10 protein-coding genes are annotated in these 15,382 nt (G+C 54.9%); 2 read left to right on the top strand and 8 right to left on the bottom strand.

The window, feature by feature from the left end; all coding sequences use genetic code 11:
* Positions 1-119 precede the first annotated feature (119 nt).
* The 8 genes from C4885_RS12270 to C4885_RS12235 all read right to left on the bottom strand — a co-directional run bounded on the left by C4885_RS12270 (position 120) and on the right by C4885_RS12235 (position 9,954).
* Positions 120-857 (bottom strand): alpha/beta hydrolase family protein, encoded by a 738-nt coding sequence (locus C4885_RS12270; protein ID WP_114000613.1) that lies wholly within the window; start codon positions 855-857, stop codon positions 120-122.
* Positions 858-871: 14 nt separating this feature from the next.
* A complete protein-coding gene (locus C4885_RS12265; RefSeq protein ID WP_114000612.1) occupies positions 872-2,422 on the bottom strand; it encodes a glycoside hydrolase family 3 protein in 1,551 nt (516 codons plus the stop codon).
* Between the two features lie 422 nt (positions 2,423-2,844).
* Positions 2,845-3,705, bottom strand: a complete 861-nt coding sequence (locus C4885_RS12260; RefSeq protein ID WP_114000611.1) for an ROK family protein — start codon at positions 3,703-3,705, stop codon at positions 2,845-2,847.
* 419 nt (positions 3,706-4,124) lie between these two features.
* Entirely contained in the window at positions 4,125-5,231 is a 1,107-nt protein-coding gene (locus C4885_RS12255) for an N-acetylglucosamine-6-phosphate deacetylase (protein ID WP_114000610.1), read from the bottom strand.
* Between the two features lie 183 nt (positions 5,232-5,414).
* Complete coding sequence (gene murQ, locus C4885_RS12250) at positions 5,415-6,320, bottom strand: N-acetylmuramic acid 6-phosphate etherase (RefSeq protein WP_199488110.1); 906 nt, start codon at positions 6,318-6,320, stop codon at positions 5,415-5,417.
* 48 nt (positions 6,321-6,368) lie between these two features.
* Positions 6,369-7,241, bottom strand: a complete 873-nt coding sequence (locus C4885_RS12245; protein WP_114000608.1) for a carbohydrate ABC transporter permease — start codon at positions 7,239-7,241, stop codon at positions 6,369-6,371.
* Positions 7,242-7,254: 13 nt separating this feature from the next.
* Positions 7,255-8,208, bottom strand: coding sequence for a sugar ABC transporter permease (locus C4885_RS12240; protein WP_114000607.1), 954 nt, complete (start codon positions 8,206-8,208; stop codon positions 7,255-7,257).
* 114 nt (positions 8,209-8,322) lie between these two features.
* Positions 8,323-9,954, bottom strand: coding sequence for an extracellular solute-binding protein (locus C4885_RS12235; protein ID WP_114000606.1), 1,632 nt, complete (start codon positions 9,952-9,954; stop codon positions 8,323-8,325).
* A 1,517-nt stretch (positions 9,955-11,471) separates the two neighbouring features.
* Here C4885_RS12235 and C4885_RS12225 point away from each other — a divergent pair.
* Together C4885_RS12225 and C4885_RS12220 are read left to right on the top strand one after the other, a co-directional pair.
* On the top strand, positions 11,472-13,529 hold the full coding sequence (locus C4885_RS12225) for a TIM-barrel domain-containing protein (RefSeq protein WP_114000604.1): 2,058 nt from the start codon (positions 11,472-11,474) through the stop codon (positions 13,527-13,529).
* Positions 13,530-13,847: 318 nt separating this feature from the next.
* Entirely contained in the window at positions 13,848-15,239 is a 1,392-nt protein-coding gene (locus C4885_RS12220) for an alpha-glucosidase/alpha-galactosidase (protein ID WP_114000603.1), read from the top strand.
* Positions 15,240-15,382: the final 143 nt, after the last annotated feature.

The raw sequence follows: 15,382 nt of genomic DNA, 5'->3' as shown, positions 1-15,382 counted from the left end.
CCGAAGCACGATGCGGGTACCGCAACCCGACATTATCGAGCATTTTGGCAACGCAGATGCCGTGCCGCAGCCGCCGGAGTGGTGCTTAAGCCGCAAGGCGGGAATTGTGCGGTGTTGCCCTAATTTTCCAAAAGTTCTTTCATCGCTCTTCCCAGCGCATCGTTCCAGAAAAACCAGTTGTGGTCGCCGGGGGCTTCGTACCAAGTCAGGGGCCAATTCATCGCCTGCAAGGTATCGCGCAGGCGTAGGTTGGCGGGGTACAGACTGTCCTGCTGGCCGCAGGCCAAAAACAGGCGGGGCATGGGGCACGTTCCGTCGCGGAATTTCTCCACCAAGTCAAACAGATCATCCTGTGGCGGCACAATGCCGTGCGGGAAAATTGCCTGATCTTCATGCCAGCGGCAGAGCTGGGGCAGTTCGGCCTGGATTTCCGCCACCGAGGAAAAACCGGCGCACCCGGCGTACTGCTGCGGCGCAGTAAAAGCGCATTTCATAGCACCGTATCCGCCCATCGAAAGCCCCATAATATAAGTGCGCTCCGGTACGGGCTGAATGCCGAAAAACCGGCGGCAGAGCGTTGGCAATTCCTGATTAATGTAGGTGAAATACTTGGGGCCGCAGGCCATATCGGTATAAAAGCTGCGCTGCACTTCGGGAACGATCAGAATAGCCCCATGGGTGCGGGCCAGGTGTTCGGCCTGGGTATAGCGCAGCCAGCCGGTGCAGTTGTCAGTCAGGCCATGCAGCAGGTACACCACTGGCGCGGCGGCCAAATCTCCGGTATCCGGCATGGTAACAAGCACCGATGTTGCCATGCCGAGAGATTCCGACATGACGTCACAGCGGAAAAATGCCATGGTTTGCCCCTCCTTCAAATTTGTGGGTTTGCCAGCGCGCGGCAGACGGCACGCATGGCGGGCTCGGTGCGGTCCCAGGCGCTCACGGTACTGGCAGCAAAGGGATAGTGCTGCAAAGCGTCCGGCTCGGCCAAGCAGACAGCACAGAAGCGCGGGTTGTGCGCAGCCAGCGCTTCGGCGGCCTGGGCGGCAGCGGCGGCTTCCTCACGGGTGCCAAAGGCGAATACCACCGCGGGCGCCGCGGCACAGACATCCGCCAGCTCCGGCAGTTCTTCCACCGTGTGGTAGACAGCGCACTGGCCGCCCAAACGCCGTGCAGCCAGTGGAGCAAAGCTTTCCGTAATGCGATCGCCCTCCGTCACGCCAGTACCGGTACCGGACGCCCGCGCAATAAATAACGTCCCTGCGGGCAGTGGCAGCAGGCCGTGGGAGTCTTGTACCGTCACACCGGTTTCGGCCAACGCATCCGCAAGGGCAGCATGATTGCTCCAATCCTGGCTGGCGGCATCGCGGGCGGGCATAGTCCAGCCCAGCGCCAGCTTGCATGCCAAGATCCGCCGCACCGATTCATCCACCCGCGCCATCGGCAGGGTTCCATCGGCCACAGCATCGCACAGGGCACGGATGCAGGGGGTCTGCACATCTTTACCGGTGGGGTCGGCGTTATCGCCGCCGTTGCCAATAATCAGCAGGTCGCACCCGGCCAGTGCCGCCTGCACACAGCCCTGTGGTGCGCCGTACTGGTCCAGAATGGCGTGCATCTGCAAGCCGTCACTGATGACAAGCCCCTGGTACCCCAGTTGCCTACGCAGCACGCCCTGGATGACGGGCGCGGACATGGAGCAGGGCGTATCGGTGTCATCCAGCGCGGGGAAGCAGACATGCGATACCATCACGCTGGCAAGGTCCTCTGACATCGCGCGGCAGAAGGGCGTTAAGCAGCTATTCATCAATGTGTCACGCGGGGTATTGTCCACCACAAAGCCGAAGTGTGTATCGGCACCGGTCTGCTCATGGCCGGGGAAATGTTTGCCGCAGGCCAGCACCCCGGCATCCCGCAGGCCGCGGGCCATGGCGCAGCCATAATCCGCGATGGATTGCACAGTTTTCCCATAATAACGGCGTTCCGCAGGGCCGGAAAGAGTATCCAGCACCGGCGCACAGTCCAGGTTAATACCCAGTGCCCGCAGCTCACCGCCCATCATACGCCCAACTTTGTAGGCGTTGGCGGGATCGCCCGTGCGGGCAATGACCATGGCGCTGGGAAAAACCGTGGCTTCGCTGCGCAGGCGGGTAACACAGCCGCCCTCCTGGTCGATGGCGATAAGAGCAGGCAGACCGTTTTCCGCCATGACGGTGTGCTGGATCTCAGCGTTCAACTGCGCCAGCGCGGCCCGCCCGGCACAGTTTTTGCCAAACAAAATAACGTTGCCGATATGATTTTTGCGTAAAAATTCCCGCGTGCCCGCATCCATGCGGGATACCTCGATACTGGCCAGGATCATCTGGCCGATCTTTTCTTCCAATGTCATGCGGGAAAGGAGATTATCAATCGCGGTAGGCATAGAGCACCTCGAAAACAGGTAGGAGTTCGGAGTTGATGTGAATTAGAAATTAGCAATGAGAGATTAGGAATTGGCGGTAGGAAAAAGTCTAAACCTGAAAAGAATAAAGAATAGAGAATAATGAATCATTGTGGTGGACCGCGGCGCAAAGCGCCGCTCAGGAGATATTAGGGCGATACCGCATAATTCTAAGTGCCGCAGCCGCCGGAGCGGTGCTTAAGCCGTCAGGCGGGAATTGTGCGGTGTTGCCTTAGGTTTGCCGGTTGTTAAAAAGTGCGATTGGCTATTAAATGTTTTGTAGGGCGCGATGACCTCATCGCGCCGGCGTTCACGGTACGACAATCAAAAATTGTAATACGCCTATACTCCACCACAAATTCCTAATTTCTCATTACTCATTCCTAATTATTTTGTATCAGGCCTTAATGCATCGTAACTCCTAACTTCAAACTTGCAATCGCCCCGCCAATGATTCCTGCGGAGTTGCGGTGGGCGGCAAGGCGGAGGGTGGGCTGGGGTTTGGCGTGCAGGCGGGCCAAAGTGGTGTGGCAGGCATCCAGCAGAAAATCGCCTGCCTCGCTGATGCCGCCGCCCAGGGCTACGACCTCCGGCGCAAAAATGGAGTTGAGGGAAACAATGCCGGTGCAAAGCTCGTGCACATACTGGGCAAACACGGCCTGCGCCGCAGCATTGCCGCTGCGGGCGCGGGCAATCAGGTCGGCGGGGGACTCGCCGCCGGCCATGCGGATCAACGCGGTGGCCGAAGCGTACTGTTCAAAGCAGCCGCACTGGCCGCAGGGGCAGGGCAGACCGTCGCTGTGGGTAATGATATGCCCCAGTTCCGGGGCCAGCCCGGTGGGGCTGCGCCAGCACTGCCCATTGATGACAATGCCCCCGCCAATGCCGGTACCCAGGGTGAGCAGAATACCTGTCTGTACATTTTGCAGTGCACCGGAACGCATTTCGGCCAACATTGCCGCGTGGCCATCGTTAATGACCACCGCGGGTAGACCGGACGCCCGGCGCAGCAACGCAGCAAGGGGCACATCTACCCATGCCAGATTATCCGCCGTAATGGTTTCGCGCGCAGCGTTCAGCGTGCCGGGCGCACCGGCCCCAATAGTCGCAACGTGATACGGTTCCAACTGCGCCGCAATCAGCGCGGCGGCTTCGGCAGGTTCTTTGGGTGTGGGGCGGCTCCACTGTTGCAAAAGGTTCAGCTGTTCATCAAAAACGCCGAACTTAATGCTTGTACCGCCAATATCAATACCGGAAAGAAACATGGTTGAACCTCGATGGAGCGTTGTGGAGAATTAGAAATTAGTAATGAGAAATTTGAGGGTGAGCAGAGCGAAGAGAAAAAAGAATAATGAATAAATAATAATGTTGGTGGACCGCGGCGCAAAGCGCCGCTCAGGAGATATCAGGTTCGTTGTTTATTAAAACCCACAAAACGTTCTGAATTCGCGGGATAGATGTCACAACATCTTTATAACGTGGAATAGGGCACTGTCTCGGTGGGGTCGGGTACTCCCGCCCTACCGTAAGACAAAGCCTTGCACCATTCTGCAAATTGCGGTATAGCGTCCCCGTTAGCCGATGACGAATCTCATCCTCACAAGCAATTCCTAATTACTCATTGCTAATTTCTAATGATTTCATACCGGACCTTGCCGCGCCGCCAACTCCTAACTCCTCCCTCCTAACTATCTCGCCATACCCTCTCCACCTGCCATCCTTCGCTCCATCCCACCAGCACGGCGGGGTGGCCGGGGTGGATGGTGCGGGGCAGACCGAGCAGGGCGGCGGGGGTGGTAGATGCCATCAGGCAGGCGTCCTGTGCGGGGATCCCAATGCTCTGCAAATTGCGCACTGCACCGTCCAGATAAACACCGCCACCGTCCAGGGTGCCGTTTGCGCAGCGGCTCACACCGTTTTGCACAATATAATCTTGCCCGGCCACGGTGTAGCGTCCATCGGGCAGACCATGGGTAGCCACACTGTCGGATACGGCAATCATCGCTTCAGGGCCTTTCATATGGTAGACAAGCTGCAAAGCGGCGGGGTGCAGGTGAACCAGATCGCAGATGCACTCGGTGGTCACGTTAGGATCGAGCAGAGCGGCGGCCACCACACCGGGGTCGCGGTGGCGCAGGGGGCGGCAGGCGTTGAAGGTATGGCACAGACCTGTAAATCCAGCAGAAAAAGCACGCTGGGCGGTCTCGTAATCAGCATCGGTGTGCCCGGCCTGCACCCGGATACCTCGCGCCGCCAGAGCTGCGCCAAGTTCCAGCGCACCGGGAAGCTCCGGGGCAAGGGTCACCTGCCGGATGACGGATTCATACCCCTGTACCAGCGTCTGGTACGCGGCGAGGGTTGGCGGCAGCAGCGCGGCGGGTGGCATGGCACCGGGACGTTCGGGACTCAAAAAGGGCCCTTCCAGATGAACACCCAAAATATGCGCGCCGGGCAGTTTGCCTGCGGCCTGCTGCTGCATGGCGGTTTGTACCACCGCCAGCGCCCGGCGCATGGTGGGCAGCGGCTCCGCCCCAAGGGTGAGCAGCACATCCGTTACGCCGTGGCAAAGCAGGATGGTCAGGAACTCGGGCAGGGGGCGTTCATTCAGCTCCGGGTCAAAGCCCTGGCCGCCGTGGCAGTGCAGGTCAACCAGTCCGGGTGTTAAGGCCCAGACAGAAAAATCGGCCGGACCCCCGCCACCAATGGCAGTGATCTGGCCGTCTTCGACCGTCACGGTCTGATTGGCTAGGAATGTACGGCCCACCAGAAGTTTTTGAGCAAAAATTTTCATGGTAAGCACCAGTGTTAGTTAGGGCAACACCGCACAATTCCCGCCTTGTGGCTTAAGCACCGCTCCGGCAGATGCCGTACCTCGCTCGCCGTATCGGCACTTAGAATTATGCGGTATTGCCTTTATTCTTTTTTAATTATTCATTCAATTCCTAATTACTCATTCCTAATTGTTAATTCTGAATTATAGGTTGTTCAGCGCTTCCGCAATTCTCCCATGTGTTTTTTCCAGTCTTGCTTCCGCGGTGGGGGCGTCAATTTTACAGAGAATCATCAGGATAGCGGTTTTGGCGCTGTAACCGCACTGCTCCAGGGCGTTGCGGGCGGCAACACTGTCGGCACCGGTGGCGGTGCGCACAATGCGTACACAGCGCTCCACCAGCTTTTCGTTGCTGGCGCGCACATCAACCATCAGGTTGCCATACACTTTGCCCAGCTTGATCATGGTGGCGGTGGAAAGCATGTTCAGCACCATTTTTTGGGCAGTGCCGCTTTTCAGGCGGGTGGAACCGGTAATAACTTCCGGCCCCGGCATGGGGGAAATGCCAATGTCAGCCCGGGTGTCTACCTCACTGCCGGGGCAGCAGGTTACACTGATGACCGCTGCGCCAAGGCTGTGGGCATACTCCATCGCACCCAGCACATAGGGGGTGCGGCCGCTGGCGGCAATACCGCACAGAACATCCTTCTGGCTGAAATTCAGCTTTTCCAAGTCCTCTTTGCCAAGGTCGCGGTTGTCCTCGGCGCCCTCCACCGGGATCAGCATAGCGCGCTGGCCGCCCGCAATAACGGCATCCACCATATCGCGCCCGGCGCTGAATGTAGGCAGGCATTCGGCTGCATCCAGCACGCCAAGACGGCCGGAAGTACCACATCCGCAATAAATCAGCCGTCCGCCTTTTTGCAGCGCGGCGTAAATCACATCCACAGCTGCAGCGATCTGCGGCAGAACCACTTCCACCGCTTCGGCTACTTTTTTGTCCTCCTGGTTCATCAGGCGGACGATCTCAAGCGTTGAAACCTCATCAATATGGCTGGTTGCCGGGTTCCGCTGCTCGGTTGAAATATGATCCAGTTTTACCATAAACAATTCCTCGCATTTGGCAGGTGTAGAGCCCTGCCTGCTGTGCGGCGGGCATTAACCCTTGACGCCGCCGACAGTAAGGCCCTTGACGAAGTATTTTTGCAGGAAGGGATACAGGATGATGATGGGCAGGGTGGAAACAATGATAACGGCAGACTTGATGGCAATACCCAGGGAGGATTTATCCGCAGAGCCTGCACCATCGCCAACCATGGCAGTGCCGTTGACAATGTTGCGCAGGAACAGCATAACGGGGTACTGCTCCTTATTGAGGTAGATCAAAGAATTGAACCAGTCGTTCCAGAAGAACACCGCATAATACAGGCCGACCGTTGCAATGGCAGCGGTGGAAAGCGGCACAATGATGCGGCGCAAAATGCCCCAATAGCCCAGGCCGTCAATAAGAGCAGCTTCCTCCAGCTCGTGCGGGAGAGATTTGAAAGAGTTGATCATGATGATCAGGTTGAACTGGCTGATGCAGAAGGGCAGCAGCATAGCCCAGCGGGTGCCGGTCAGGTGCAAAGAGGATACCAGCAGGTAGTTGGGGATCATGCCGCCGGCAAAAAACATCGAGATAACAACGATCTTCATGAAAACCTTGTGGCCCATCAGGTTGTCTTTGGACAGGGGATAGGCGAACATGATCGTCATCAACATAGCGATGGTAGTACCGCCGATGGTATAAATAAAGGTATTGCCATATGCCTGGAAAAAGTTGGGGTAGGTGAAGATCTGCTTGTAAGCATCCAGGTTAAAGCCGACTGGCCAGAACAGGACCTGGTTGTTGATGATGGCCTTGGAACTGGAGAGGGACAGCGCTGCCATATACACAAACGGCAAAAAGCAGACAAGCAGGGTAAAGATCATGACCAGGTTGACAATGGTGTCAAAAACGACGTTTTCTTTTGTTTTATAATACTTGCTCATCTTTTTGCCTCACTTAATACAGGCTTTCGTCCGTCAGCTTTTTGCTGATTGCGTTGGAGCCTGAAACCAGAATCAGACCAATGATGCCGCCAAACAGGCCAATGGCCGTTGCGTAAGAGTAGTTCTGGTTCTGCAGACCGGTGCGGTAAACCAGCGTATCAATGATATCGCTGACGCCGGAGTTAGACGGAGTGTACATCAACAGGACCTTTTCATAGCCAATGCTCAGCATACGGCCAACGTTCATGATCAGCATGACCATGATGGTAGGCATGATGGAGGGGATGGTCACGTGGAAGATCTGCTGCAGGCGGGTAGCGCCATCCATCTCAGCGGCTTCATACAGATCGCTGCTGATGCCGGTGATAGCGGCCAGATAGATGATGGCGGTCCAGCCGGTGTACTGCCAGGATTCCGACAGGATGTACAGCGGGCGGAACCAGCCTGGCTCGTTCATGAAGTAGACGGGGGTCATGCCGAAGACGTTGTGCAGAAGGTTGTTCAGCAGGCCGGTGCTGGGAGAAAGAATCTCGTTCATGATGGCGATAACGACCACCGTGGAGATAAAACGCGGCATGTAGGAGATAGTCTGCACAACTTTTTTCAGGTGCTTATTGCGCACTTCGTTCAGCAGGATTGCGAAGATAATGGGCAGCGGGAAGTTAATAACCAGGTTTTCCAGCGAAACCACTAACGTGTTGCGGAATGCGCGCCAGAAAGCGGGATCTTTCAGGAACCGCTCAAAGTAGCGCAGGGTCCATTCGGTGCCAAACATACCCTGGCCGGGGCGGTAGCGCCGGAATGCCAGAATGTTGCCGAACATGGGAACGTATTTGAAGATGATGAAATACAGCAGCGGCAGAATCATCATGGCATATAATGCGCTGTACTGCTTCAGGTGCTTGATGGTATGCGAACGCCGCTGGGCCTTTTCGGCCGGCGTAAGCTTTGCTTTTGCCTTACCCATGGATTGCGCTCCTTTGGTTGGGGGCGGCGCGAACCGCGCCTGCCCTTAAAAATAAAAGCAGGGGGTATATCCTCCACGGATATGCCCCCTGCTGAGGATCAACTGGTCAATATTTTACTTATTGTTGTCGTTGTACATCTGCAGGTACTGGTCAATGCTCAGGTTCTTCATTTCAGCAACGTAAGCATCCCAATCGGTGTCGGTGCTCTTCTTGCCGGTGATGAAAGCATCTGCCCAAACTTCAAAGGTATCGCCCAGCGGGGTGCGCAGGCTGGCGGCATCCTCAGCGGTCAGGTCGTCAAACTGCGGGGTGGGAGGTACGGGCTGGATAGCATCATCCATTGCAGCAACTTCGGTGTTGATTTCGGCATAGTTCTCGTCGTATTTGGACATTTCACGCTCGTTGATCCAGACCATCTGGGTAACGTCGGAACCGCAGCCGTACTTGAGCTGCATGCTCTTATAAATGCCGTCAGCACTGTTCACAATGTCGTCAGAGTAAACGATCTTGTCGCCGTCCATGGTGTAGGTCTCGCCTTCAACACCCAGGCACCACAGTTTTGCATTCTCCTCAGAGTAGAACATTTCATCGATGGTGCGGACAATGCGCTCGAAATCATCGCGTTCAGCAGTCTTTTTGGGGAACATGATGCCGGAACCGGTGCGGGACTTGGGCTGATGGTGGGCACCTGCGGGGCCTTCCAGCGGTGCATACATCTGCAGTTTAAAGCCGTCGATCTCGCTGGCAGCTTCCACGCCGCCAATCTGGTCATAGTAAGCGTAGGTGGCCATGGAAGAACCGGTAGCCAACTTCTGGCTCCACTTATCACCATCAATGGGGTCAGCCATTTCGGGGTCAAGCAGGCCTTCGGAGTAGAGCTTGTTCAGGAATGCGAAGTATTCTTTGCACTTATCATCAATTGCGCCAGCAAAGAAATCCTTGTTGTCGTAATCATAGCTCAGAACGTAAGAGCCATCGGCGCTGTTTTTGCCCACGCTGATGCCGAAGGAAGGCATCGTCATACGGAACAGAACGCGGGGACCAGCCAGAATGGTGAGCGGGTAAGAATCGGGATAATCAGCTTTGTAAGCCTTCAGGATCTCGTACAGGTCATCAAAGGTCTTGGGGGCTTCCAGACCCTTGGATTCCAGATAATCCTCACGCAGGATCAGGCCGCCGTCATAGAACGGCTTATCGGTCAAAGACGGCATATAGTAGCGCTTGCCGTCCTGCAGGTTCAACATATCCACATCGTCCTGCAGGCCCATTTCCTCAACGCGTGCGTTGAAGTTGGGGGTCCAGTCGCTGTAGTCGCTGATGGGAACCAGAGCGCCGTTCAGAGCCAAAGAAGCATTCTCACCGGTGGTGGACTGGTACAGGATGACATCGGGAACGTTCTCGCCGGTATTCAGTGCCAGAGAAACCTTGGTAGAGTAGTCCGCAATAGGAATGGCCTCAACGTCCAAGTTGACGTTGCAGCGCTTCTGCACTTCGGTAAAGGTGAGCCAGTCTTCTTTATAAGGAAGGGTAGCATTATCCGACAGATAAATTCGGATGTTGATGGGGTCCTCATTGGAGTAATCCGGGGTGCCGGATTCGGTGGAAGCGGCAGTGGAATCTGCGGTAGACTCAGCTGCGCTGGAAGCGACCGCGGAAGAACCGCTGCTTCCACAGGCGGCCAAAGTGCCTGCTGCCATGCAGGCGGCCAAAGCCATGGCCAAGGTACGGCTGACTGACTTTTTCATGGGGTATCCTCCTTAATATGGTTTTCCTTTTTATAATGCCGCTATCAGGGTTGCAAGCGAAAGCGGCGTGTTCCACAAAAATGGGTAAACCAAGGCCAATACTGCCTTGCGCCCCGGTTACCCGGCAACAAATACCCCGCGGCTGGCTGCCACACGAAGACGGTTTCGAACTATTATTTCTCAAATTTCATGTTTACCGGAATATTTGTTTCAATATCTGTATCATACGCCAAACCTGCCCCATCGTCAATACATTTGTGATAAATTCATGATTATTTACAAACAAGTGTGTGAAAGTTTGGAGAAAACGGAAAATAGCAAGTTTGACGAAAGAAAATTAGGCAGAGAGACCGTTAGGAGTTGGGCGCGAAAAAAAGAATAAGTAATAAAGAATAATGAATCATTATGGTGGCCTGCGGCGCAGAAGCGCCGCTCAGTAAATATTGGGTTTGATGTTATTTGAAAAGCAGCTGCAAAGTATATCGATCGTGCGGCACGATGCGGGCACCGTCATGGGCGGGCTTTGCTGAATTGTTAGCTGTAAAATGGAGAGGGTATAAATGTGCCCCATTATCAATTTCGCTAAAGATAGGTTTAGCGAAATACAGAGTAGGGTAAGTAACAGCCTATTAGAACTCATTCAAACACTGTATTTTGTTCAGCAATGCGAGTCATGCCAGCCACTTACCGAATGGCTTCCTTAAATAAAATAGATTTGTCCTTCACATTAAGTAGATTATACTGTATCTATTAAGCACTATATTCCTGTGTTCATGCGTTTTCTCGCGCATTCTTGTTTGCAAGACGAAACACCATGCCACAGTCAGACAGACCACCGATGCCCAAGATCTCCTGTTTGTGCAGCTCCAAATCGAAGCAGAATTTGAGCATAAGGATATATAATATATAAAATAGGTAGGCACTGGGTTTTAGCTCTTGTTATAAGTGGGCACCGTTTTCCCTTTCTACTACCCGTGTATTGAATCGTAACAAACCTAATATCTCCGAGCGGTGCTCCGCGCCGCGATCCACCGCCATTATTCTTTTTTCTTTAGGCAACACCGCACAATTCCCGCCTTGCGGCTTAAGCACCGCTCCGGCAGCTGCGGCACGGCATCTGCGTTGCCAGAATGCTCGATAATGTCGGGTTGCGGTACCCGCATCGTGCTTCGGGGGCAAAAGCCCCTCGCACTCTGCGACCGCTGCCCCTGCTTCGGTTCGCTGTTTCCGCCACTGGCGGCGCTCACCTTTGCAGCATCCAGTATTATCTGCGCTTTTGGCTTGGCATCTGCCGCACCTCGCTCGCCGTATCGGCACTTAGAATTATGCGGTATTGCCTTTATTCTTTTTAATTGCTCATTGCTAATTCCTAATTCGTCCAGCACCAACCTTGTGGTGCCGCAAAACTCCTAACTCCTCCCTCCTAACTCCTAACTAAACTTCCCTCTTCCCTTTCTGCCCGCAATTTGCTATAGTTAAATCAGCCCCAAAGCAAATTTATTCGGGAGGAAACTGCCTTGATTTACAAAAAGCAATACGGCCACCCATTTGATACCGAAAGCGTGGTGGGTTCTTTTGTACCCGCGATGGAAACGATTCCATATCTCACCAGGGAACCGGACGGCTTCTCTTATGCCATGGACCCGCAGGATATCCTGTATGGCCTGGGTGAAAACATCCGCGGCATCAACAAGCGCGGCTGGGTGTACGAGAGCAAATGCAGCGATGACCCCAACCATACCGAAAACAAATCCTCACTGTACGGCGCTTACAACTTCATGATCGTGTCCGGCAAAGCCACTTTTGGCTTTTTTATCGACTATCCCGGCAAGGTCACCTTTGACTGCGGCTACACCGATCTGGACACCCTGCGGGTGACAGTGGCCGAAGAAAATTACGACCTTTACATCATTGAGGGTGAAAGCCCGACCGATATTGTGCACCAGTTCCGCCAGCTGGTAGGGCGCAGCTACATCCCGCCCAAATGGGCCTTTGGTGCTACCCAGAGCCGCTGGAGCTACATGAACGAGGACGAAGTGCGCGAGGTTGTGGCCAACTACCGCACCAACAACATGCCGCTGGACGCCGTGGTGCTGGATATTGACTACATGGAGCGCTACAAGGACTTTACGGTGGACGAGCAGCGCTTCCCCCATTTTGCAGATTTTGCCGCCGAGATGAAAGCCCAGGGCATCCGCCTTGTGCCCATCATTGATGCGGGTGTTAAAATTGAGGACGGGTACGATGTATACGAAGAGGGCGTGAAGAACGGTTACTTCTGCACCAATCAGGATGGCACCCCCTTTGTGGCCGGTGTGTGGCCGGGCCGGGTGCATTTCCCTGATATGCTCAACCCCGAAGCCCGCGCCTGGTTTGGCAGCAAGTACAAGTTCCTGCTGAACCAGGGCATTGAGGGGTTCTGGAACGATATGAACGAGCCTGCCATCTTCTACTCCGAAGAAACGCTGAAAAAGACCTTTGCCAAAATTGACGAGTACCGCACCCAGAACCTGGATATTTCCAGCTTTTTTGCGTTCAAGAATCTTGTGGCCGGGCTTTCCAACAACGAAAACGACTACAAGCTGTTTTATCACGACACCAAACAGGGCCGCATGCGGCACGATAAAGTGCATAATATCTTCGGCTACAACATGACCCGTGCTGCGGGTGAAGCCTTTGAGCAGCTGGAGCCGGATAAGCGTATTTTAATGTACTCCCGCTCGGCCTGCATCGGTATGCACCGGTATGGCGGTATCTGGACCGGCGATAACCAGTCCTGGTGGAGCCACATTCTGCTTAGCCTGCACATGATGCCCTCCCTGAATATGTGCGGTTTCCTGTACGAAGGCCCCGACATTGGCGGCTTTGGCAGCAACACCACCGAGGACCTTGTGCTGCGCTGGTACGGCGTGGGCATCTTCTCTCCCCTGCTGCGCAACCACTCCGCCGCCGGCACCCGCAAACAGGAACCTTACCGCTTTAAGAACAAGGCTGCCTTTGCCGGTATTCTGCAGCTGCGCTACCTGCTGCTGCCCTATATCTACAGCGAGTACATGAAAGCTGCCCTGCGCGACGGTATGTACTGTATGCCGCTGGCCTTTGCTTTCCCCAATGACGCCTTTGCACGCCAGGTAGAGGACGAGGTAATGATCGGCGAAAGCCTGCTGATTGCCCCCGTTTACGAGCAGAACGCCCGCGGCCGGTATGTCTACCTGCCGGAAGAGATGCTGCAGGTGCGGGTAAAGTGCAGTGAGAACGACCGCATGGAAACCACCGTTCTGCCCGCTGGTCATCATTACATCCCGGTGGAGCTGGACGAAGTGGTGTTCTTTGTGCGCAAGGGGCATATCCTGCCCATCGCCAGGGGCGGCGATAGTATTCAAAATGTGGCAAGCGTGAATTTTGCGGATCTTCGCCTGTTCGCCCATGCCCCCGATGGTGCCGCCTATGAGTATTACACTGATGACGGCGAAACGAAAGATTACGATAAGCCGGAGCATTTTGTACATATCACGCTGGACGCGGATGGAAACGCGGAGAGCGATTGCGCTGATGTCAAGGTTGAAAAAGCGTGAATTCAATTAGTAATTAGCAATTAGAAATTTAATACAGGGCAGAGTCCGGTGCGTGATACACCGGACTCTGCCTTTTTTGAAATAGGAATTGTGGTGGACTGCGGCGCGATCCATCACTTTCATTTAATTCCTCACTGCGAATTCCTAATCACCCCACGCCCTAACTTTTTGCCCATTTTTCTTCAATTTTTTTCACTTTTTTCGTGACATTTTCCTTTATTTGGTGTATACTGATAGCAAGAATACGGCAAAAAAAGCAAATTTTGCGGTTTTGCACGCATCAATGTTACGGACCAAAACAAACGGAGGTTTCAATCCATGTATTATGAAGACAACCGCGTAAAAGACTTGAAAGTTGCCTACATCGGCGGTGGTTCCCGTGGGTGGGCGTGGGGGTTCATGATGGACCTTGCCGCGGATGCCCAAATGGAAGGCACCGTGGCGCTGTATGATATCGACCACGAAGCAGCCGAGCACAACGAGATCATCGGCAACAAGATCTCTGCCCACCCGGATGCGGTTTCACACTGGAAGTATACTGTGGCGGATACGCTGCAGCAGGCCCTGACCGGCGCGGATTTTGTCGTCATCTCCATCCTGCCCGGCACCTTTGACGAGATGGAAAGCGACGTCCACGCGCCGGAAGCTTACGGCATCTATCAGTCGGTGGGCGATACCGTAGGTGCGGGCGGTTTCATGCGCGCCATGCGCACCATCCCCATGTATGTCACCATCGCTGAAGCGATCCGCGATTACAGTCCCAATGCCTGGGTCATCAACTACACCAACCCGATGACCCTCTGCGTGCGTACCCTGTACCATGTGTTCCCCAAGATCAAGGCGTTCGGCTGCTGCCACGAGGTGTTCGGCACCCAGACGCTGCTGACCCACATTCTGGATGAGGAACTGGGCCTGAAAGATGTTGCCCGCCAGGATATCAAGGTCAACGTCAAGGGCATCAACCACTTTACTTGGTTCGATAAGGCTACTTACAAAGGCATGGACCTCTTCCCCATTTACCGCAAATTTGCCGAAGAGCACTATGAATCCGGTTATGAGTACGGCGACACGAATTGGATGAACAGTTCCTTTGCCTGCGCCAACCGCGTTAAATTTGATTTGTTCCTGCGCTATGGCTGCATTGCCGCCGCGGGCGACCGCCATCTGGCAGAGTTTATGCCGGGCAAGACTTATCTGGAAAGCCCCGAAGCCGTGCGCGAATGGAAGTTTGGCCTGACCACCGTTGCGTGGCGCAAAAATGAGCTGCAGGAGCGCCTGGCCCGCAGCCGCCGCCTGCGCACCGGTGAAGAGCCGATCGAGATCAAGCCCGATGGCGAGGAAGGCCACCTGCTGATGAAAGCCCTGCTCGGCCTGGGCGACCTGGTCAGCAACGTGAACATTCCCAACCACGGTGCCATTGCCAACCTGCCGTGGGATGCCGTGGTGGAAGTGAACGCGCTGTTCAGCCGCCAGGGCGTGCAGTCCGTGAACGCCGGCCCGCTGCCCGCCAATATTCTGCCGCTGGTAGCCCGCCACGTTTACAATCAGGAGAACACCCTGATCGCTGCCCTGACCTGCGACCGCACCCTTGGCCTGACCACCTTTATGAACGACCCGCAGGTGACCCTGAACTGGAACCAGGGCAAAGAACTGTTTGACACCATGCTGCACAATACCCGCGCATACCTTCCGAAAGAATGGAACGCGTGATGTAGTTAGGAGTTTTGCGGCGGGGCGAAAGCACGGCAACCTAGGGTGTATCTGAAAAGTCAAAAATTTAGGGCAATACCGCATAATTCTAAGTGCCGATACGGCGAGCGAGGTGCGGCAGCTGCTAAGCCAAAAGCGCAGAT

Source organism: Subdoligranulum sp. APC924/74 (assembly GCF_003324125.1).
In the GTDB taxonomy this organism is placed as follows: domain Bacteria; phylum Bacillota; class Clostridia; order Oscillospirales; family Ruminococcaceae; genus Gemmiger; species Gemmiger qucibialis.
Note: the sequence above shows the minus strand (reverse complement) of the source record. Positions and strands in the feature narration are given on the sequence as shown.